Here is a 20392-nt window from a genome sequence, read left to right on the forward strand (position 1 = left end):
AATAAGTATTCATAGCGATAATAAGTAGCAACAAAGATATATTAATGTTGGATATTCAACACTAATGACAAAGTGTTGGGAGAAAATGAGGGAGTCGAATGCTAAAATCAAAATCAGACTTACGAGTTATTAAAATCAGAAAGTCAATTATGCAAGCATTTATTAAGCTTTCAGATGAAAAAGATTTTAAAAATATAACTGTAAAAGATATTACGGAAGAAGCACTCATTAATAGAGCTACGTTCTATTATCACTTTAGTGATATTTACGATTTACTAGATAAAGTCCTTGCCGAAGAATTATTGATTAATTTGAACTACGCCAATTATGAACAACGTCAATTAGATGAGGCTACTATTTCTAATATTTTTAAAACAATCGCAGAGTTTCAATTATCGTTAAATAGAAGATGTCATAGGAGTTATCCTGAAACAATCGGCAACATTATACAAGAACACGTTGAAAGAGTACTTTATAAATTGTTGCTAGAGGTGAATTTCGAGGATGACGATACACGACACTTAGCCGCAACGATGCTAAGTGCAAGTATATATCGAACTTCTGAAAAATGGTGTCAAAGTTATAGCGATATCCCTGCTGAAACATATATCAATCGTGTAATTCCGTTCATTCTTTCTGGATTAATATCTCGTGACAAAGAATAAATGAAACGAGGCGCTTTAGATGGAAATTATAATTATTATATTACAAATTATTTTAGGCATATTTTTCATAATGACAGGTTCTAAAATATTATCCGGAGCCATGAAAGCTGATTTTTCGCGACTTGGTTATCCGCCCATTTTCAATCAAATCACTGGCATATTTGAGTTGCTTGGTGGTTTAGCAATGCTTGTCGGCATTTTCTATGGCATGCTCGCTTTCTTAGCCAGCATATTACTCGGTGCGACAATGTTAGTAGGCGCGTTATCTCTCGTCTTTTTAGGAAACGATCCTATTAAGAAGGCAATGCCGGCAACCGTATTATTTATCTTAAATTTAATCATATTTATCTACTATGTATCATCAGGACTTCTATAATAAATATTGAAAGACAATAACCCTCTTAACGCGTTTATATACAAAACCTTAAGAGGGTTTTTCTTATTTTAATCAGTCTCCCTTATTCATAATAATTAGTATTTTATTAAGCAAATGTTATCCTCTCATTGCCATTTCCCACTATTTAATTGCGTTAATTATAACCACAATATTAATTAGATTATAATGAGTACAATTATTATTTTATATTATGCTATAATTATTTAAAAAAGGAGGCTAATATGACTAACGGATCAGAAGTTTTAATATGGAAACAGAATAAAGTCGCTAAGAAACTTATCGAAGCGCATGCCACTTCGCCCGAACATGCTAGGACTTACGAAAGTTTAAATATTAAATACAATAGGACGTTTAAAAACTTATTAAAAAAAGAAGTGATTAAAAAAACTGGTGATAAATACTACCTTGATATAGCAGACATGGGATAAATTTAGAAAATCTTTCAAAAGACTATTTCTACTTTAAAAACATAGTTAAATTAAAAGGTTTGTTTCCTAAAAATATAAAAAACAAACCTTTTAAACTATATAATATAACTTTTGATTAAGCACTTTGTCGTCTTCTTATGTGCTTTTCACTTTTAATCCACGGTAACGATTAAGCGTTGCACAGAATTCCTGCTTTCTCGGTAAAGCTAAATTTCCTGGATGTCCATGAAATTGTGAGAGTGCATCTAGACCGTTTTGCTCTATAAAATCATAGAGCTTGTCAGCCGCTTGAGCTAAAGTGTCTTGCTCATTTAATAGATGGTTCTGGTAATAATCAATCATGTCCGCTAAACACTGTGTTTGGCTGTTATCTACCAACTGTTCCAAACCTGATATATCAATAAGTTCCTTACCATATAAAATGGAATACCGTCCTTTGACTTTAAAACGATTTTCCTTTCCTTTTTTAGAAAAACTAGATTTTAACGGAATTCGCGTAGGAATGTCACCGAATTTTTTATCTATGTTCATGCTTTTAATACTATCGTTTGACGCCGCAATGGATTTAGCTTGTACTGTTACATCTTTCAATACATACTCATCCATCATCAACACTTGATCTGCTGCCTCAAAATAGTCACCCGAGCCACCCACAATTAAAATTGTAGAAACATCATAATCTTTATAAAGTGATGTTACCTTACTCGCAAATGGTGTGATAGGTTCTTTCTCAGGCGCAATCAGCTGTTGCATACGGCTATCTCGAATCATGAAGTTTGTTGCAGAAGTGTCCTCGTCAATCAGCAATAACGATGTATTTGCTTCTAATGCTTCCATCACATTCGTTGCTTGTGACGTACTACCGCTCGCATTTTCAGTTGAGAATTGTCGTGTATCTTTATTTCCCGGTAAATTATTTATAAAAGGACTGATGTTCACTTTTTCTATATTTCGTCCATCTTCTGCACGTATTTTCATAGCATCATGACAAGTAATCACATATTCTCTACCGTCACTGGCAATATGATTATAGACACCACGTTCTAATGCTTCAAGTATCGTTGACTTACCATGAAAACCGCCGCCTACGATTAAAGTAATCCCTTTCGGAACGCCCATGCCAGTGATGGTTTTTCCACTCGGTAAAGACAATTCAACTTCTACATTTTTCGGACTATTAAACGCTACAGCACCCGATAATTGTTTATCAGAAACCCCACTTTTACGTGGCAATATAGAACCATTTGCCACAAATGATACAAGCTGTCTTCGGTCGAGTTCTTCACGAATAAACGCTTGGTCCAACATTAATGTAACTTGTGTCTTTAATGCAGCTTGATCAATATTTTTATAAAGTAATGCGTGCTCTACAATTTCTGGTAACGTGTCAGTTAATATATTTGCTGCAACTTTTCCTAAAATTTTTCTACCTGCGGTCGGCAAACTAATTTCAAGTCTCACTTCAATGTCCTGTTTATTGATCACAACAGCAGTTCGCTCTAAAATCTCTTGACCACAACGATCAATAAAAATATTGCTAGCACTTTTTGCGTGTTTATCGCTATGTTTCAACGATTCTATGTTTTCTTTAAACGCTCGAGTCAGAAAGTCAGATACTGCAATAATTTTATTTTTTGAATCTAGCATATCGTCCGGAATATTTGCTGTTTCACGATTCATGATAACCCTCATTTTTGAAGGTGGCGCATACGGGTCCACTTGCGCATGATCAATCGCAAAACGGAACTGCTTAAATTGATACACTCCCTTTAGGCGCTTATATGCACCATACTTCTGTCCATCTAATGATCTTAATAACTGCGCGAATTCTGTAGCTTGTTTCAATAGCGTACCTCCTCAAGTGATTCTTCTTGTTTCATTTTTTATTATAATACTTTAGACGCTCTTTCTAATATTTACCCAGTCTAAAACATTAGATTAACTGTGTACAATATTTATTTTTTGTAGTAACACTATCTCTGACAATAAAACCCGCAAAGCAGCGTAGCAACATCAATATATATGTATGATTACTCTATTCCCAAATATGATTGAATTAAATATATTTCTAAATTGCGTGATTTATATAGGTAGCGCTATGTATTAATAGTTTTATTTATTTTATGGCAAAGCATATTTACTAATTCTTTATTTTTTAAAAATAATACACAAACATACTAGTGAGATAATTAATAAGTACGTATTTATCTATCTAGGGGGATTTTATGTTTAACAATATGAAAAGAAACACAATTTATTCTATTAGAAAAAGTATGATGGGAACTGCTTCAGTTACAATTGGGACATGTCTATTACTTGGGATGAGTAATCAAGCTTCCGCCGCTGATCATAGTCAAATTAAAAATGATACTGAAACTACAACTGCTCAAGTTCAAACTAGTAGTCAGGATCATACATTAGAATCATCATCTAAATCAACATCTACAGATAATCATAATTCGAACAATAATCAAGCAACAAATATACATAATCAAAATGAAGGCACTACAGAAGAACCTAAAGAAGAAACTATCGACGAAAATGACATAAAGAAAGAAAATCAGTCACCGAGCACACAAAGTGCATTAAATGATGCTTCAGACACACAAAAACCTGAACAGCCGTCTGAAAGTGATGCTAACGAAGAACAAACTATTGAGAACATCACTAAAGATTCAAGGAAATCATTAACAAGAAATGCTTCAAATAAAGAAGAATTAACAGAGCAGAATACACAAAAATCTCAACAACAAGAGCTTCTTAAAGAAGAAGATAAGCAAAATGATTCAAATGTTGAAAATTCAAAATCTGATCAACTACCAAAACCGTCATCTAGTGACGCTACACAAGAACAAGTTCAAAATGACGCCGAATCCAAGCAAACTATAGAACAAACAAAGGATTCAAATACATCAACAGGGCATTCAAAGGTGCCATTAAATGAATCAGATGCAACAACAGATAATTCGAACACTCCAAATGAATCAGACAAATCCACAAAACATTCAAATGCTTCATCAGATAATTCAAACTCAACTGCACAGAAGCAACATGACTCAACAAACAAATCGCTCAACAAAACAGAGACTAATATAAACCCACCACATAAAATAGAAGACGCATCATCGGCATCGCAATCCGCTTCAGAACCATTGAACAATAATCATATTCATAGTGATGCTATTTCATCTAACAGCACATCTACTAAAGACTTAGAAAATTTAACCAATGCAGAACGCACAACACTTTTAAAAGCGATTCAACATAATACCCAAAAACAAGACAAACAGCCACAAGCAGTCTTACAAATGGCATCTGCTCAAAATCCAACAATTAGAAATACACGTAATGCTTCTAAAGATTCAACATCCCTCAACATTAATCACACAGGGCGTTATGATAGCGGTGCTTGGCTTTGATAAAGGTGGTACAGAAATTGTAAAATATAACCCTAAAAATGGTTATGCCTATTCAATAAATGGAGATAAAGAAGCATTAGATATTTTAGATATTAAAAACACTAAAAACAAAGAAATTCAGCTCGTAAATCGAATTTATCTACAAGATGTTGGCATTGAAGCAGGTGACCTAACTAGTGTAGCTGTTCATCCTGATGGTAATTATATTGCTCTTTCTGCACCTGCCAAAGATAAAACAAAGCCCGGTCACGTGGTCTTCTATAGTGATACAGGAAAATACTTAAATGATTTGACGGTAGGCAGTCTACCCGACATGGTAACTTTCACAAAAGATGGTTCTCGTTTACTTGTAGCCAATGAAGGTGAACCCTCTGACGATTACAAAGTGAATCCAGAAGGTTCTGTGTCAATTATCGACACATCAGGTGCACCAACCGAATTAAACAACTCACACGTTCGCACTACTTCACTAACACAAGATCATATGAATGAATCTATTCGTGCATTAGGTCCTAATAAATCGCAAGCTTATCTAAATTTAGAGCCAGAGTATATCGTGACCGATGAAAGTGGAAAATATGCTTACGTGACGATTCAAGAATCAAGTGCTATTGCTAAGCTAGACATTGAAAAAGGTAAATTCGTACAAGTCCAAGGATTACCTTATAAAGATCATTCCTTACCTGAAAATGCTATTGATCCTTCAGACAAAGACGGTAAAAAAGAATTACGCCCTGTACCAGTACTCGGTATGTTACAACCAGATGGTATTGATTCATACGAATATAATGGAGAAACATATTTATTAATAGCCAATGAAGGTGATTCACAAGATTATGAGGGTTATTCAGAGGAAATCCGTGTCAAAGATATTAAAGATGATATTGAATTAGACGCTAAATACTATGAAGGTTATACGCAAGAAGAATTAGATGCACTTGTGGCTAACGGGCTATTTGATGATGATCAATTAGGCAGATTAAAAGTGACAACTTCTCACAAATTCAGAGATGAAAATGGAAAATATAATGCACTCGTAACGTTCAGTGGTCGTTCATTTTCAATATTAAAAGGTTCTGACCTATCTATGGTTTACGACAGTGGCAATGATATTGAACAGCGTATCAAAGATATTTTACCAGAACGCTTTAATGCTAATTATGAAGATTTTAATGAACTAGAAGTAGATGGTAGAAGTGACGATAAAGGTCCTGAAGTCGAGTCTATAGAAGTTGGTACTGTCGGCAATCAAACATACGCATTCGTCGGCTTAGAACGTGTAGGAGGCATCATGATATATAATATTACGAATCCTACTGCTCCTGCATTCACGCAATACCTTTATGATGAACAAAATAAAGATATCTCACCTGAGGGTATTACTTTTGTCTCTGAAGAAGACAGCCCAACAGGCAAAGCAATGTTAATCGTATCCTTTGAATTGTCAGGCACTACATCTACATTTGAGTTAAATCAGATTAGTGGAACTGAACAAGTACCACCTAACGACCAAGACAACACTGAAAATGACAACCCGCCTGTCAACGATGGTGAAGATAATGATACGATTGATTTAAATGACGAAAATCCTGAAATTGAACATAATTCAGAAGGTCCTCTTGTCGACCAAAATGCAGTTATTGAGAACCCTGACGCATTAATTTCAGAAAATCCATCAAATACTCAAAATGACTCGACTCAGTTAAATAACAACTCGACAGCTAAATCAACTGCTCTTTCTACAACACCTATCGCCGCACAATATCATAATACGGTGAAAAATCAAAAATCAGTTTCACAATCAGAACAGCCTATACATCAGCTAGCTACAGAAACACATAACCAAAATAATCATCAATATAATACAAACATTACTAAAACAGGTACAACAAACACTAAACTTGATAAAGAAGACATTCATCTCGATAAGCAAAACATGACAAATGAGCATAGTCATTCAACTGAAACACAACAATTACCAAATACAGGTCAAAGCCAAAGCCAAGTACCACTATGGTCATCATTAATCTTAGGCGCTTGCCTACTATTGATTGGCAGAAAACAAAAAGAGAAATAAATAATATTCACCTATCGCAAAATAATTAAATACCAAAATAGGAAGCATTATAATCAAATGCTTCCTATTTTGATTTATTGCTGTTTACTTATCTCCCATTGATAAGGGTCTGGTAAATTGCTCCAATCTTGCTCTATTTCATGACGATTTAATAAACATGCATCGAGTTCACGTTCAATTTTTTCAGTATCTAAATCCGTTCCGATAATGACAAATTGTGTATTTCGGTCACCATATTCAATATCCCACGTTTCTGCAATATCTGTTCTTTCATGCAAAATCTGTCTTTGTTGTTCTGATGACATCGTGACTACCCAATAGGTCACTGGACTAATGTTACAAGATGACCCAGCTTGTGATAATAAACAAGCAACTTCATTATATTGCGCGAGCCACACGATACCTTTGGAACGAACGATGTTATCCGACATATTTTCTAACCATGTATTAAAACGTTCCGCGTGAAACGGTAATCTTCTTGAATAAACAAAGGAACTTATACCGTATTCTTCAGTTTCTGGTGTATGTGTCGCATGGCCACCTTCAGTTAATTCTTTAATCCATCCTGCAGAATCACTCGCTTTTTCAAAATCAAAGCGCCCCGTATTTAAAATTTCGTTTAATTCTACTTCTGCATTCACTGTTTTAATTAATTTCGCTTCAGGTTGTAACTGTCTCAGTACATTTTCAAGTTTCTGTAATTCATCGTCAGTAACTAAATCTATTTTATTCAATACTAGGACATCACAGAATTCGACCTGATCGATTAGTAAATCTGCAAGCGTGCGTTCATCCGTAACATCAGCACCTTGGTCTCGATCGACTAATAAATCTTCCGAGTTAATATCATTGGTGAATCGATTCGCGTCTACTACTGTCACCATTGTGTCTAATTGGCATATTGACGTTAAATCAATGTCGAGTTCGTCATCTATGTATGAAAATGTTTGGGCAACTGGTACAGGTTCTGAAATACCTGTTGATTCAATAACAATGTAATCTATATTTCCTTTGTGTACGAGACGTTCTACTTCTTTTAATAAATCATCTCTCAATGTACAACAGATACAGCCATTCGATAATTCAACTAGTTTCTCATCAGTTCTGGATAAGCCGCCACCTTCTGCAACTAAATCTTTATCAATATTGACTTCACTCATATCATTTACAATAACTGCTATTTTACGTCCCTCTCGATTTTTTAAAATGTGATTGAGCAACGTAGTCTTCCCTGAACCTAAATAGCCACTTAAAACAGTTACCGGAATTTTACTCATTAGATTAACTCCCCTTTTATAAATCGTAATAATTACGTTTTATAATGTAACGTGAATTATAAGTAAAGTCAATATTATATTTTTAAGACGTGTTAATCACTCTATCTTGGAAAAGATTTTCGACAACTTATTGGGTATAATAAATATTAAGCATACTTATTTATGATATAAGGGGGATTTTTATGAAATTTAAATATATAGCTACTGGTATTATTGTAGCTTCTATTGGTTTATCGGCTTGTGATATCAACATTAATACAGGATCTGGTGGAGATTCTAATGACTCAAACAAACAAGATCAAAACAGTAGTAATAATAGCAACGATGAAAACGAAAACCAAAATGATAATTCATCATCTGACAGTAACAACAATGATGAAAATACAAATTCACCTGAACACTATGCCAAAGTATGGATTTCTGTACTTGAAGATAATGGCGGCAATGTAGATCCTTCAAGTACTGAAATCACGCATGCAGATGTTTCGGATGAGGTCTTAAATCCATATAACAAGAGTGCTTCCGCGACATTCCCAAATGGCACGCAAGCATTATACGGTACACCAACTGTCGCGGGACAAGTTATTTATAAAGACAATCATGATGGTACAGTAGATGTTTATGATGTGCCTAGTCATTTCCAAGATAAACGTTGGGACGAAGATGATTATTCGCAAAATGAATCTACACGCATACTTAATAATCCTAAAACTGTAAAACTAAAAGATTTTTCTCAAAGTGAAATAGATAATTGGACACCTGTCATTTCTGAATCTAATGATTCTAATGATAGTAGCGAAAGTAGTGATGATAGTACTGGCGAAGTAACACGAGAAAATGTAATAGATAAGGTTGAGTCATACGAGGGTCATAGTTTAGACACTTCTCAATATACGTACAAAGAGCCTGAACAAAGTAATAATGGGGATTGGGGCTTCTCCTTTATTGATAAAGATGATAACTTAGCTGGCTCCTACATTGTTGATCAAGACGGTAATGTAACGAAATATGATGAAGATGGAGAACCAGAATAAAAGTATAAAATTAAAAGTGCTGACAACATTACATTTTGTTGTCAGCACTTTTAATATATATTTAGCATCTTAGTTACTTATTAAAATCGTAGCATTATAAATCTATTAACTGTTTCATTTATTGTTCCTTTTTTCACTCTAAACTAATATTTCCCCTTCTTTTTTCGCAATATGCTTAACCGCTTCGGCGACTTGATGAGCGACGTTTTTATCTAGCGCATTGGGAATAATGAAATCCGCTGCTAACTGATCTTCTCTTATTGAGCTAGCAATTGCTTTAGCTGCCGTTATTTTCATTTCTGTAGTAATATCACTTGATTGTGCATCTAACACGCCTCTAAATATTCCAGGAAACGCTAATAAATTATTGATTTGATTAGGATAGTCCGAACGTCCTGTGCCAATGATGGTAGCTCCAGCTTCTATTGCTTCTTCTGGGTATATTTCTGGGGTAGGATTGGCTAATGCAAAAACAACTGGGTTATCATTCATTGACTGTACATGATCTTTTGTTAACGCTTTGGGACCTGATACACCAATAAATACATCTGCATTTTGAATGACATCATCCAATGTGCCTCTAGATTCTTCAGGATTTGTATATGTTGCAATGTCTTGTTGAGCGCCGTTCATCCACGTTTCTGATTTATTTAAGACACCTTCTAGACTGACCAGCGTAATATTATTATATCCTGCTTCTAATAATAACTTAGCAATCGCAATACCTGCAGAGCCTGCACCATTAATAATGATTTTTGTAGAATAGTTTTCTTTTCGAACAAATTTAAGTGCATTGATTAATGCCGCAAGCACAACTATTGCCGTTCCATGTTGATCATCATGAAATACTGGAATATCAAGTTCTTCAATTAATCTTTTCTCAATTTCAAAACAACGTGGTGCAGATATATCTTCTAGATTAATTCCAGAAAAATTAGGTTCTAACGCTTTTATAATAGATATAATTTCTTCAGTATCTTTTGTATTTAATGAAATTGGAAATGCATCTACATTTGCCAGTTTTTTAAATAAAATACTTTTCCCTTCCATAACTGGTATAGCCGCTTTGGGTCCAATATCACCTAGTCCAAGTACAGCCGTACCATCCGTAACTACAGCAATCATATTACCTCGCGCTGTTAACGAATTTACTTTTGATTCATCTTCTGTAATCGCCTTACATACTTCAGATACACCAGGCGTGTATACGACACTCAAATCCTGTTCATCCTTAACCTCTACTTTACTCGTAATTTCTATTTTTCCTGAACGTTCATGGTGTAAACTGATTGAATCTGTAGTTTCATTTCTTACTGACATATTTATTACCCCTTATTTAGTATTGTGATTTAACTTAGCATTTTCAACAAAAATGTTGCCATGATGACTGTTGATACGCCGCCTATTCTGGTAGCAACTTGTGCAAATGGCATAAGTGCCATACGTTTAGATGCTGACAATATAGCTACATCTCCTGTACCACCTAAGCCACTATGACATCCCGTCACGATAGCGGCATCTACTGGATACATTTTCATCAATTTACCTACAAAATAACCAGAAAGAATCATGGTTAATACGACTGATGCACATATGACAACATATGCTTGGTGTAACAATTTTAACGACATCTTCTAAAGGTATGTACAACATTCCAAGACCTACCATTAATGGCCAAGTTAAACTTGTAGATACAAATTTATATAAATTATGTGCGCCATCTTCCATTTTGTGTGGCATTACTTTCAAACATTTAATAATCGTTGCAAATAGAATCATAATAACTGGCCCCGGCATACCTATGAATTTTTGACCAAGTGTACCAACAATAAAGAAACTACAAGCAATGAGTAAACCTGCTCCCATAAGTGAGAAATCAATTACTTTTTCTTTATCTTCTTTATCCTCACTCGTTTCATCTATGTTTTCAGATTTAATTAATTTTCCATTTCCTGAAAGCTTTGTATGTTTTTCACCTACACGCATCATGACTCCTGCAGTAACAACCGCAAATATATTACCAATTACTGCTGCTGGAATCATTTGAGAAACGAACGATTCAGCTGTGCCTCCCAATATAGCTGAGTATGCAATGGATAATGGGAGAATACCTTCACCAATACCTCCTCCAATAATAGGTACAACAATATAAAACAATGTATGCTTAATATCATAGCCAAATAGTAGGCCGACTAATAAACCAGCAGATACTGCCAGAATAGTTCCCACTAGTAAAGGCACAAACATACGTGTAAATCCTTGAATTAACACTTTACTATTCATGCCTAAAATACTTCCAACAACCAAACAAGAAATATAGAAATATAAAAAGTTCGATGTCTTCATCAAACTTGTTACCGCTTCCATAGAAGATGTGTTAATAACATCTAAAAACACTAAAACAGATGGTACAAGTAATGCTAAAATAGCAGGTCCACCGATATCTTTTAAAACCGGCAATTTTTGACCAAGATCGCCTAGCAAGATACCCAAAATCATGATTACTGCGAATCCACCGATCATGTCTGCCGGTAACGTATTATATACGGACGCAGCTAATATAATTGCAGCTAGTATTAAGTAAAGTGGTAATGGTAACACGCCCACTTTAATATGAATCAGCCTTTTCCCTAAACTTTTAAAGCTGCGCTCTATTGGCACCCCTTCATTAGTAAGCGCTTTCAAATTTGCTTTCGTATTCATTATTAACCCCCTTGTTACGTATAAATCTATTCTATTCATAGACGATATAAATTTATAGCTTATGAAATTTTAATTATCTTTTTGTAATTAAAAAAACCGAATCAAAAGGAATTTAATCCTTTTGATTCGGTAACACTTCACTATAATTCTATATAACCCTTTAAATACTGAAGATTATCCTTTTTAACCTTATAGAAATTAATGGGCCGCCCTATACCATAATTTAAAGATTCTTCTAAAACCTCTATATCCGTTAAAAACTTTAAATATTTTCTTACAGAAACTCTCGAAATATTGACGTGCTTTGAGATGTCATCTGTAGAGAATTCATTTTCTTCAAAGTATTTCATTTTATCAATAATCACTTGTAACGTTGCTTCCGTCACACCTTTTGGTAATTTCAACTCTGAATCACGGTCAACAATTTCCTTGTTAAGAAACTCAGCATCAATATCAGTTTGATTAATACTACTCGTTTTATTAAAGAATGTGAGTCCTTTTTTATATCTCAACAATGATTGTTGAAAACGCTCAAAGTCGAAGGGCTTAATTAAATAATCTACAGCGCCGTAACGAAATGCAGTTTGAATATCCTCGACATCCGTAGTCGCTGTGATGAGAATTGCGTCTATTTTATAACCTTGCTCTCTTATATATTTAAGAAATGTGAGTCCATTTTCCTCAGGCATGTATATATCCGAGCAATAGTAAATCAATTTCTTTATTTTCTATATGTTTTATAGCTTCTTTAACATTTGAGGCAATATCAACTGAGGTTTGGTCATCTATTTTTTTAATAAATTGTTGATTTATTTGTGCAACCATTGGATCATCTTCAACAATTAAGATATTTAACATTTATAGTCCCTCCTTTTTTGAATAATTTATAACGACTGAAAATGTCACATTGCCTTCTACATTAGAAGCTACATTTATTTCCCCGTTAAGTTTCTCTACGCTTTGTTGAACAAGATGCAGCCCATAGCCTCTGTGCTCCCCTTTAGAAGAGTAGCCCTTTTCAAAAATTTGATGGGCTAAATCACCTTTTAGACCTAAGCCTGAATCTACAATATCTATGATTAATGCGTTATTTATATATTTCAAATGTACGTCAATTGTTTTCTCGCTAACAGCAGATGCGCTTAAAGAATCTATACTATTATCTATTAAATTACCTATAATCGTAATCATTTCATGAGTAATATATGAATGCTTCGGTTCTGGAATCATTGTATGGCTGATAATAGACAATTTAATATTCTGTTCTCTCGCCAAACTTAATTTGCCAATTAAGAATCCAGCTAACACAGGATCTTTAATCTTCGACGTAATACTACCATTCTCTTGGCTGCCTAGTTCAACAATCTCATGTATATACTGTTTTAAATCCTCATAATGTTCCATTTGTAGCAGGCCAGAAATCACGTGCAACCTGTTACTAAACTCGTGTGACTGCGCACGTAATGTATCAGCATATGTCTTCACACCTACTAACTGTTCCGAAAGTTTGTTCACCTCTGTCTTGTCTCTAAATGTTGAAATTGCACCAACAATTTCATTATTTACAACCAGTGGCACTCTATTAACCAAGATCTTCACTCCATTAATATTTTGTTCCTTGTCCAATTCTGGTTTACCTAACTCGAGTACTTTTGGTAGTTGTGTAGACTCCATATAATCATCAATCTTCATGCCAATTGGATTGCCTTTTAAATTTGCCTTATTAAATATATCCATCGCTGATTTATTCACTAAATTAATCTTACCTTCTTTATCAACAGCAACGATACCCTCATGAACAGATTGCAACATCGTGTTCCTTTCTCCAAGTATCTTAGCGATATTCGATGGTTCTAAACCAAGTAAAATTTTCTTAATATATCTAGACAGTAAATATGCACCAATGGCACCGACAATAAGTCCAACAATTGACCCAATGATAATTTGCTTATTCCCATCTGCAAGTGCTTCAGAAACACTTTTCATCGGTACACCAACGGCAACTACTCCAACTTGCTTACCATCAGCATAAACAGGGGTAAATGACCTTAATGATTCACCGAGCGTCCCTTTAGAAATCGAAGCACTCTCTTTACCGTGCGGCGCATTTGTTTCATCGCCACCTTTAAAATGCTTACCAATGCGTTTTTCATTAGGGTGCGATTTTCGTATCCCGTTCATATCCATCACAACAATAAAACTCACATCCGTTGATTGTTGTATTTCAGACACATACGTTTGTATACTGTTATCATTGTCACCTTTTTTCAAAGTAGATTGAACAATCTCAGACTGAGCAACGGTCTTACCAATTACTTCGGCCTTCTCTTCAGTTGTTTTATGTATCGTATCTTTAATGGTCTTACTAATCAATACACTCGTAATAAGTAATGAAAATAACACTACAATACATACTACAATAATGATCAGTGTGCTTAACTTTAGTCTCTGTTTCTTCAAAGCCCCAAACCGCCTTTAGTTATTAAAATTTATACATATAATTATTAGAAATATATCATACTTTTTAGAATTAATTAGTATAAGTTTTAAATGTGAAATTTAATAGAATAATAATACAATTTGAAAAAAGACCGTAAATATACCCTTAAACAAGAGATAATATACGGTCGCATGTTAGTGCTTAAGTATATGTTTTGTTTGCTAAATTACTTTTTACAACTTAAAATTAATTTAAAGGTTAGGAGTATGATTTTTAAAATTTTAATGGAGTGAAATGCATGAATGACAGGATTGAACAATTCAAGAACATCATTAATAATTCTAATAAAATCACGTTTTTTACAGGGGCAGGTGTATCTGTCGCAAGCGGTGTCCCAGATTTTCGTTCTATGGGCGGGCTATTTGATGAAATTTCAAAAGATGGCTACGCACCTGAATATTTATTAAGTACGGATTATCTTCAAGATGACCCAGTAGGCTTTGTAGATTTTTATCATAAACGTTTACTTATAGCTGATAAGCAACCGAACCTTGTTCATCAATGGATTGCTCAACTAGAACAAGACAAACGTTCATTAGGTGTCATTACTCAAAATATCGACGGTCTGCATTCTGATGCGGGGAGTCTTAACGTTGACGAACTGCATGGTACGTTAAATCAATTCTATTGTATTGATTGCCATAAGGCATATTTCAAAAATTATATTATGGAACAACATTTACGTGATTGTGAAGTGTGCGGTAGCCCCATTAGACCTGATATTGTACTTTATGGGGAATTATTAAATCAAAATACGATATATAATGCACTGGATAAAATAAATAAAGCTGATACTTTAGTCGTCCTAGGTTCGTCACTCGTAGTCCAACCAAGCAGCAGGGCTTATTTCGAACTTTAAAGGACAAAATCTAATTATCATTAATAATGACCCTACACCTTATGATAACCACGCAACTTTAGTCATTCACGACGACATGGTCAAAGTGGTTAATGAACTAGAATATGTAGAGTGAGTTATGTAGTGAAGTTAAAGCATTTATAAAAAAGGAGAACGCGTTTTATAAGACGCGCTCTTTTTTTATTTGGTAATTTTTGAATCAATATTAAATAGTTTTAAAATACTGGAAACAACCTTATCGATGGTTTCACTGTTTTATAAATGAATGCACATATTATTTACTCCAGATATTGTTTTTGTTCAGTCCTAATTACATGGGAAGTCATATTCATTGACCTAAAGTATACTTTAAGGTCTATTATGAACAATGAAGAATATCAATAAAAATATTCTGAAGTACGAATAATGGAGGAATTAATATATGTTAAATGTTAAAGCTAGAGCTGTAAATAGTCCAGATTCTGATTTTTATGCTACGGAAATTAAAAGACGTGATCTTGATACAAACGATGTTTTGATAGAAATTAAATATGCGGGCATATGCCATTCTGATATTCATACTGCACATGGAGAATGGGGACCTGTTAATTATCCATTAGTGCCAGGTCATGAAATCGCAGGAATTGTTAAAGAAGTCGGTTCTGAAGTCAGTAAATATCAAATAGATGACCGTGTCGGTGTAGGTTGCATGGTAGACTCTTGTGGAGAATGTGTTCATTGTCAAAATGGCGAAGAACAATACTGTCTAAAAGGAAACGTCGGTACATATGCAGGTACAGACAGATATGGTGAACCAACTCAAGGTGGATACTCAACACATATCGTAGTACATGAAGATTTTGTATTACGTATTCCTGATAATATTGGTTTAGATGCTGCTCGCACCTTTACTTTGTGCTTGGCATTACGACTTATTCACCTTTAAATCATTGGAATGCAAATGAAGATAAAAAGGTAGCAGTTATAGGTATGGGCGGACTTGGACACATGGCTGTTCAAATTGCACATGCTATGGGTGCTGAAGTAACTGTATTATCAAGAACATTAAACAAAGAAGAAGACGGTTTGAAATTAGGTGCTTCACATTATTATGCAACAAGTGATGAAGCAACGTTTGAAACACTTGCAAGCTCATTTGATTTAATTATTAATACAGTGAGTGCTAATCTGAAATTAGATGATTACCTTAGATTATTAACACTAGATGGCACAATCGTTAATGTTGGGGCACCCGCAGAGCCTATATCATTACATGTAGCAAATTTAATTGGTCATCGTAGATCATTTGTTGGTTCAGCTATTGGTGGTATAAAAGAGACTCAAGAAATGTTAGATTTCTGTTCAAAACACAACATTGAACCTCAAATCGAATTAATTTCAGCTGATCAAATTGATGATGCTTATAAGAGAGTCTTAGCTTCAGATGTTAAATATCGTTTTGTAATTGATACAAGTACTATGTAATATTTTTGAATGAATAATATTCATTTGTAATTACTAAGGAGGCTATTAGATGGTTAGTCAATCTGATATTACTTATTTAGAACGATGTGTCGAATTAGCAGAACAGGCACTGAATAAAGGAGACGAACCATTTGGATCTATATTAGTGAGCTCTAATGGCAACGTTTTATTTGAAGATCACAACCATGTTAGTGGTGGTGACCACACTAGACACCCTGAGTTTGAAATAGCGAAATGGGCTGCTAATCATTTAACACCAGAAGAGCGCAAGTCAGCAACTGTTTATACTTCTGGTGAACACTGCCCGATGTGTGCCGCCGCACATGGTTGGGTAGGTCTTGGAAGAATCGTTTATGCCAGTTCTACTGAACAATTAAATACGTGGCTAAGTGAGATAGGCGCACCACAATCACCAGTAAAAAGTTTACCTATCCATCACGTTATTGAAAATGCTGATGTCGATGGTCCAGTTCAAGCATTGGCAGAAAAAGTACACACTTTACATTTAAAGTTACACAATAGATAATTAAATTTCTCGCTAAAAATTTTAAAAAAGCGTCTTAAATTGGATGAAAATAGTTCTCCTCAATATTTGATGAATATTGAGGAGTTTTTTTATGTCTCAATTAGTCGCTGTTGCTATTACTCGATTTAGAAAGATGAAACTTTACTTAACTACTTTTGATGCTAATCCATTAGATTTTACTTTTTTAATAATTCAAACCACCTAGGATAAGTTTCTGTTTATCGACTGGTGATGAGATTTTTTCATGGGATACCATTTATTTATTTGATCAATTAATTCTCAAATTACTTATCTAACTGTATAAGTACTAGTTTATTTATTAAAAAATTCTTCCACCACTTCAATTTACTGGGATAATAAACCTTATAAACTTCATTAATTTCACTCAGACGCTTTGTTGGAATAAAACCTAGTTTTTCGTAATATCCTTCTATATATTCTATACCATCATACAGAGCCAGAGGGATTTGACAATTATCCGCAATCCCTTTTAAATACTCTAATAATAATTTGCCATATCCTTTTTTATAGGAGTGTAATTGATCTATTTCAATAAAATATTCATATTTTCCTATCAAAGTATTACTAACCTCTTCTGTACCGGTTCCGACTACTATAAAAAGACTAACAGAATTAAAATTCCTATCTATTACTAAAAACTCAAAAACATTTTTATTTTCATTAATAATCAAGTATACTTTCTCTTCTATAATTAAGTTCTTTAAGTGAAGAAATATACTGTTTGGTTTTTTTAAATGTGAATTTTTTGAAATAATATTATTAAGTACTTCTATTGAATTATTTTTATGACAAACGTAATTTTGAAAATTTATATCTTTTAAGCATTTTTGATATTTCTCATGAAAATCAATTGTATATTGGTTCACCATATTTTTCTCCCTATATTTTTAATTATTATTTTGTTCTATCTTACTCAGTTTTTTTATATACTTATCCTTTTCTCACCTCATTGAAGTAAGTATTCAAAAACATCCATTCAAAGTTCCGCAATCTTGCGTCTACTTTGAATGGAATATATAGAACTATTCAAAAGTGTTATCTATGAAATATAGGTGATTTTGAATTATATTATATATTAACTAGCCTATAATATATTCCACATTATAGCTAAATCAATTCATACTTTATGGCATTTTTATTTAACAAGTTAATCCCTGGATATTTGAAATCTAAGTTTAATCTTCCTATTAATGCTATTTGATATATACTATCTTCGTTTACTTTATCTTTTATATTATGTCTATATACGGTTGCACGAAACTTCCATTCTCCAACTTTGTCTTTTGTAAAAATCGTTAAAATGTAGAATTTGTAGTTTTTGTTATTTTTGCTGATTTTTTCTTCAACTGATAATTTTGCTTCACCATAGAATAAATATAAATCTGCTTCATATGATTTATCAATCCATCCTTGTAGTTTCTTTCTTCTAATTGCTTTTAAATCTCTTTGTTTTTTTGTTATATCCGAGATTAAATTAGGATTAAAAAATTTATTATTCTTTTTAATATAAGCATTGTTTTCAATATTTTCATTATCTTTATTATTAAACAACATATTCATAATAGCATTTAATTTATCTTGAACTTGATTATAGTTTAAGCTTTCAATATATTTTATTAGTAATTTTTGATTTGCGTATTCATAATTATAAGTACAATTTTCATAATGATTTGCTGATGGAATTTTTTTAAATGTGCTCGCCTAGTAGTTGTTTTACTAACATAAGTCAATTTAGCAACTTTACATTCTGGGCAGAACATCTTCCCTCTATATTTATTTATATTCCTATTATTTTTTTCAATATATGTATTTAATTCTTCAATATCAACTGTTTCATTATCTACATTATAAAAAAATTCTTCAAAGATTTTTGGTTTATTGACCATAAATTTCACCCTTTTATAATTTTAATAACTTGTCATTAAAATGATTTTTGAATTCTTTTCTTTTCGCCGAATCATCTGAATAGAAACATAATCCTACTAATCTAACATCTTCATTTTCAGCAAGTACTCCAATATCATTTCTTTCATTGATTGATAACATAAATTGCTCTTTCAATTTATCATTTGATAATAAATGTTTACCTTTAGGTTCTAAAAACACTTGGTAAGTATTTTCATTGTCTTTTAAGTACAATAAAAAGTCTGGCATAAAGCCTCTTACACCATCTATTTCTCTATACTTAATTTTACGTTCATTACGTATTAAATAAACTTCCTCGTATTTATTTTGTAAATCTTCCATTCCATTTAGTATCTTATTGATTTCATCTAATATGTTTGTACTTATGTTATCTCTCCATACATCGAATTTTAATATATATCATTATGATAATAGACTTTGTAATATAAATACACAGAGAATGTAATATTAATTAAACCTTTTATGATAAAAACCTCAACTAAATATAATGGTCCGACTTAATAAACTGCATCACTTATGATACGCTTCCCCTTATCAGTGATTTTGCTAAAATTTTTATATCGCTTAAAAAATAGGCAAGTTAGTATTTAAATAACTCGCCTATATGTTTGCAGAAATATCATTTAATTCAAAAATTATGTTATTTAAATTCTAAACTAATATTAAATGATAGGTTTCTGTTTACAATAGATTTATCAGCACCTTGCTTGGTTCCTCTATTTTTATGGGATGCTTTATATTCCTGAGACTCTTGCCAATGTTTGTAAGTCTGCTTCGTCTTGCCAAAACGTAATGATAACATGATGTTCATGTGTACTATGTGGCTTTAGAAATAATAGATTTTCAAACCCTTCAGTATTCTCTAGATGTTTATCTCTATTTAAGAACACACGCTCGAAGTCTGCCTCTAAACCAGGATTAGCATATAAATGGTTTAAAACTGCATAACCATATTGTGGCAAATCATTAATTTGTTCTAATATAGTATAGTGATATGTCACATTAAATCTATTAATAGTTACCTCATTATTATTTTTGTCTAAATAAATACGATGTATTTCATTTTTCAACAAATGAATCACTCCTTTTTATTGGA

Annotated in this window: 18 protein-coding genes and 3 pseudogenes; 9 read left to right on the top strand and 12 right to left on the bottom strand. The window is 33.1% G+C overall.

The features are described 5' to 3' along the window. Positions 1-98: 98 nt before the first annotated feature. From ABLV95_RS12850 to ABLV95_RS12860, 3 genes are all read left to right on the top strand, one after another. Positions 99-665 (top strand): TetR/AcrR family transcriptional regulator, encoded by a 567-nt coding sequence (locus tag ABLV95_RS12850; protein ID WP_427705743.1) that lies wholly within the window; start codon positions 99-101, stop codon positions 663-665. Positions 666-684: 19 nt separating this feature from the next. Continuing rightward, entirely contained in the window at positions 685-1041 is a 357-nt protein-coding gene (locus ABLV95_RS12855; protein WP_069832386.1) for a DoxX family protein, read from the top strand. Positions 1042-1283: 242 nt separating this feature from the next. Then, positions 1284-1490 carry a hypothetical protein gene (locus ABLV95_RS12860; RefSeq protein ID WP_460875922.1) on the top strand — a complete coding sequence of 69 codons (207 nt, stop codon included), beginning with the start codon at positions 1284-1286 and terminating at the stop codon, positions 1488-1490. Between the two features lie 135 nt (positions 1491-1625). Here ABLV95_RS12860 and ABLV95_RS12865 read toward each other — a convergent pair whose 3' ends face one another. Then, on the bottom strand, positions 1626-3335 hold the full coding sequence (locus tag ABLV95_RS12865) for an ABC-ATPase domain-containing protein (protein WP_460872210.1): 1710 nt from the start codon (positions 3333-3335) through the stop codon (positions 1626-1628). Between the two features lie 380 nt (positions 3336-3715). Between ABLV95_RS12865 and ABLV95_RS12870 the strand changes: the two genes are divergently transcribed. Continuing rightward, complete coding sequence (locus ABLV95_RS12870) at positions 3716-4909, top strand: YSIRK-type signal peptide-containing protein (protein WP_460875924.1); 1194 nt, start codon at positions 3716-3718, stop codon at positions 4907-4909. Beyond that, on the top strand, positions 4896-6986 hold the full coding sequence (locus ABLV95_RS12875) for a choice-of-anchor I family protein (RefSeq protein ID WP_460875926.1): 2091 nt from the start codon (positions 4896-4898) through the stop codon (positions 6984-6986). Before ABLV95_RS12870 ends, ABLV95_RS12875 begins: the two co-directional genes overlap by 14 nt. A 74-nt stretch (positions 6987-7060) precedes the next feature. Here ABLV95_RS12875 and ABLV95_RS12880 read toward each other — a convergent pair whose 3' ends face one another. Further along, a complete protein-coding gene (locus tag ABLV95_RS12880) occupies positions 7061-8263 on the bottom strand; it encodes a GTP-binding protein (protein ID WP_460875928.1) in 1203 nt (400 codons plus the stop codon). A 182-nt stretch (positions 8264-8445) separates the two neighbouring features. Between ABLV95_RS12880 and ABLV95_RS12885 the strand changes: the two genes are divergently transcribed. Further along, positions 8446-9297, top strand: a complete 852-nt coding sequence (locus ABLV95_RS12885) for a hypothetical protein (protein ID WP_460875930.1) — start codon at positions 8446-8448, stop codon at positions 9295-9297. Between the two features lie 138 nt (positions 9298-9435). Here ABLV95_RS12885 and ABLV95_RS12890 read toward each other — a convergent pair whose 3' ends face one another. The 5 genes and pseudogenes from ABLV95_RS12890 to dcuS form a co-directional block, all read right to left on the bottom strand. Next, complete coding sequence (locus ABLV95_RS12890; protein WP_427705733.1) at positions 9436-10617, bottom strand: NAD(P)-dependent malic enzyme; 1182 nt, start codon at positions 10615-10617, stop codon at positions 9436-9438. Between the two features lie 29 nt (positions 10618-10646). Beyond that, a pseudogene (locus tag ABLV95_RS12895) lies at positions 10647-12000 on the bottom strand (2-hydroxycarboxylate transporter family protein). Positions 12001-12140: 140 nt separating this feature from the next. Continuing rightward, the gene (locus ABLV95_RS12900; protein WP_460875932.1) at positions 12141-12689 is read right to left on the bottom strand and encodes a response regulator; all 549 of its coding nucleotides are present in this window, start codon (positions 12687-12689) and stop codon (positions 12141-12143) included. After that, entirely contained in the window at positions 12682-12858 is a 177-nt protein-coding gene (locus tag ABLV95_RS12905; protein ID WP_460875934.1) for a response regulator, read from the bottom strand. The genes ABLV95_RS12900 and ABLV95_RS12905 overlap by 8 nt, the downstream gene beginning before the upstream one ends. Then, positions 12859-14460: a DcuS/MalK family sensor histidine kinase gene (gene dcuS / locus ABLV95_RS12910; protein WP_460872216.1), complete on the bottom strand. Its 1602-nt coding sequence runs from the start codon at positions 14458-14460 to the stop codon at positions 12859-12861. It abuts the gene before it with no gap. Between the two features lie 278 nt (positions 14461-14738). On the opposite strand from dcuS, the pseudogene ABLV95_RS12915 reads away from it, so the two are divergent. The 3 genes and pseudogenes from ABLV95_RS12915 to ABLV95_RS12925 all read left to right on the top strand — a co-directional run bounded on the left by ABLV95_RS12915 (position 14739) and on the right by ABLV95_RS12925 (position 17349). Further along, positions 14739-15474, top strand: a pseudogene (locus ABLV95_RS12915) (NAD-dependent protein deacylase). 306 nt (positions 15475-15780) lie between these two features. Next, positions 15781-16823: pseudogene (locus ABLV95_RS12920) on the top strand (NAD(P)-dependent alcohol dehydrogenase). A 49-nt stretch (positions 16824-16872) separates the two neighbouring features. Next, positions 16873-17349 carry a nucleoside deaminase gene (locus ABLV95_RS12925; RefSeq protein WP_427705723.1) on the top strand — a complete coding sequence of 159 codons (477 nt, stop codon included), beginning with the start codon at positions 16873-16875 and terminating at the stop codon, positions 17347-17349. A 284-nt stretch (positions 17350-17633) separates the two neighbouring features. On the opposite strand, the gene ABLV95_RS12930 is transcribed toward ABLV95_RS12925, so the two are convergent. The 5 genes from ABLV95_RS12930 to ABLV95_RS12950 form a co-directional block, all read right to left on the bottom strand. Continuing rightward, positions 17634-18236 carry a hypothetical protein gene (locus tag ABLV95_RS12930; RefSeq protein WP_460872217.1) on the bottom strand — a complete coding sequence of 201 codons (603 nt, stop codon included), beginning with the start codon at positions 18234-18236 and terminating at the stop codon, positions 17634-17636. Positions 18237-18477: 241 nt separating this feature from the next. Continuing rightward, on the bottom strand, positions 18478-18930 hold the full coding sequence (locus ABLV95_RS12935; RefSeq protein WP_460872218.1) for a hypothetical protein: 453 nt from the start codon (positions 18928-18930) through the stop codon (positions 18478-18480). 56 nt (positions 18931-18986) lie between these two features. Continuing rightward, positions 18987-19256 carry a hypothetical protein gene (locus tag ABLV95_RS12940; RefSeq protein ID WP_460872219.1) on the bottom strand — a complete coding sequence of 90 codons (270 nt, stop codon included), beginning with the start codon at positions 19254-19256 and terminating at the stop codon, positions 18987-18989. A 13-nt stretch (positions 19257-19269) separates the two neighbouring features. Then, on the bottom strand, positions 19270-19617 hold the full coding sequence (locus ABLV95_RS12945; RefSeq protein WP_427705717.1) for a hypothetical protein: 348 nt from the start codon (positions 19615-19617) through the stop codon (positions 19270-19272). Between the two features lie 413 nt (positions 19618-20030). Continuing rightward, positions 20031-20369, bottom strand: coding sequence for an antibiotic biosynthesis monooxygenase family protein (locus ABLV95_RS12950; protein WP_460875936.1), 339 nt, complete (start codon positions 20367-20369; stop codon positions 20031-20033). Between the last annotated feature and the right edge of the window lie 23 nt (positions 20370-20392).

It is taken from the genome of Staphylococcus sp. Mo2-1 (genome assembly GCF_046721385.1).
Taxonomy (GTDB): domain Bacteria; phylum Bacillota; class Bacilli; order Staphylococcales; family Staphylococcaceae; genus Staphylococcus; species Staphylococcus equorum_A.

Bases quoted from the DNA above. Each gene is read 5' to 3' on its own strand.
- ABLV95_RS12870 (WP_460875924.1), top strand. From the start codon at position 3,716: ATGTTTAACAATATGAAAAGAAACACAATTTATTCTATTAGAAAAAGT.
- ABLV95_RS12940 (WP_460872219.1), bottom strand. From the start codon at position 19,256: ATGGTCAATAAACCAAAAATCTTTGAAGAATTTTTTTATAATGTAGAT.
- ABLV95_RS12880 (WP_460875928.1), bottom strand. From the start codon at position 8,263: ATGAGTAAAATTCCGGTAACTGTTTTAAGTGGCTATTTAGGTTCAGGG.
- ABLV95_RS12860 (WP_460875922.1), top strand. From the start codon at position 1,284: ATGACTAACGGATCAGAAGTTTTAATATGGAAACAGAATAAAGTCGCT.
- ABLV95_RS12935 (WP_460872218.1), bottom strand. From the start codon at position 18,930: ATGAATATGTTGTTTAATAATAAAGATAATGAAAATATTGAAAACAAT.
- ABLV95_RS12905 (WP_460875934.1), bottom strand. From the start codon at position 12,858: ATGTTAAATATCTTAATTGTTGAAGATGATCCAATGGTTGCACAAATA.
- ABLV95_RS12925 (WP_427705723.1), top strand. From the start codon at position 16,873: ATGGTTAGTCAATCTGATATTACTTATTTAGAACGATGTGTCGAATTA.
- ABLV95_RS12900 (WP_460875932.1), bottom strand. From the start codon at position 12,689: ATGCCTGAGGAAAATGGACTCACATTTCTTAAATATATAAGAGAGCAA.
- ABLV95_RS12855 (WP_069832386.1), top strand. From the start codon at position 685: ATGGAAATTATAATTATTATATTACAAATTATTTTAGGCATATTTTTC.
- ABLV95_RS12945 (WP_427705717.1), bottom strand. From the start codon at position 19,617: ATGGAAGATTTACAAAATAAATACGAGGAAGTTTATTTAATACGTAAT.
- ABLV95_RS12885 (WP_460875930.1), top strand. From the start codon at position 8,446: ATGAAATTTAAATATATAGCTACTGGTATTATTGTAGCTTCTATTGGT.
- ABLV95_RS12850 (WP_427705743.1), top strand. From the start codon at position 99: ATGCTAAAATCAAAATCAGACTTACGAGTTATTAAAATCAGAAAGTCA.
- ABLV95_RS12890 (WP_427705733.1), bottom strand. From the start codon at position 10,617: ATGTCAGTAAGAAATGAAACTACAGATTCAATCAGTTTACACCATGAA.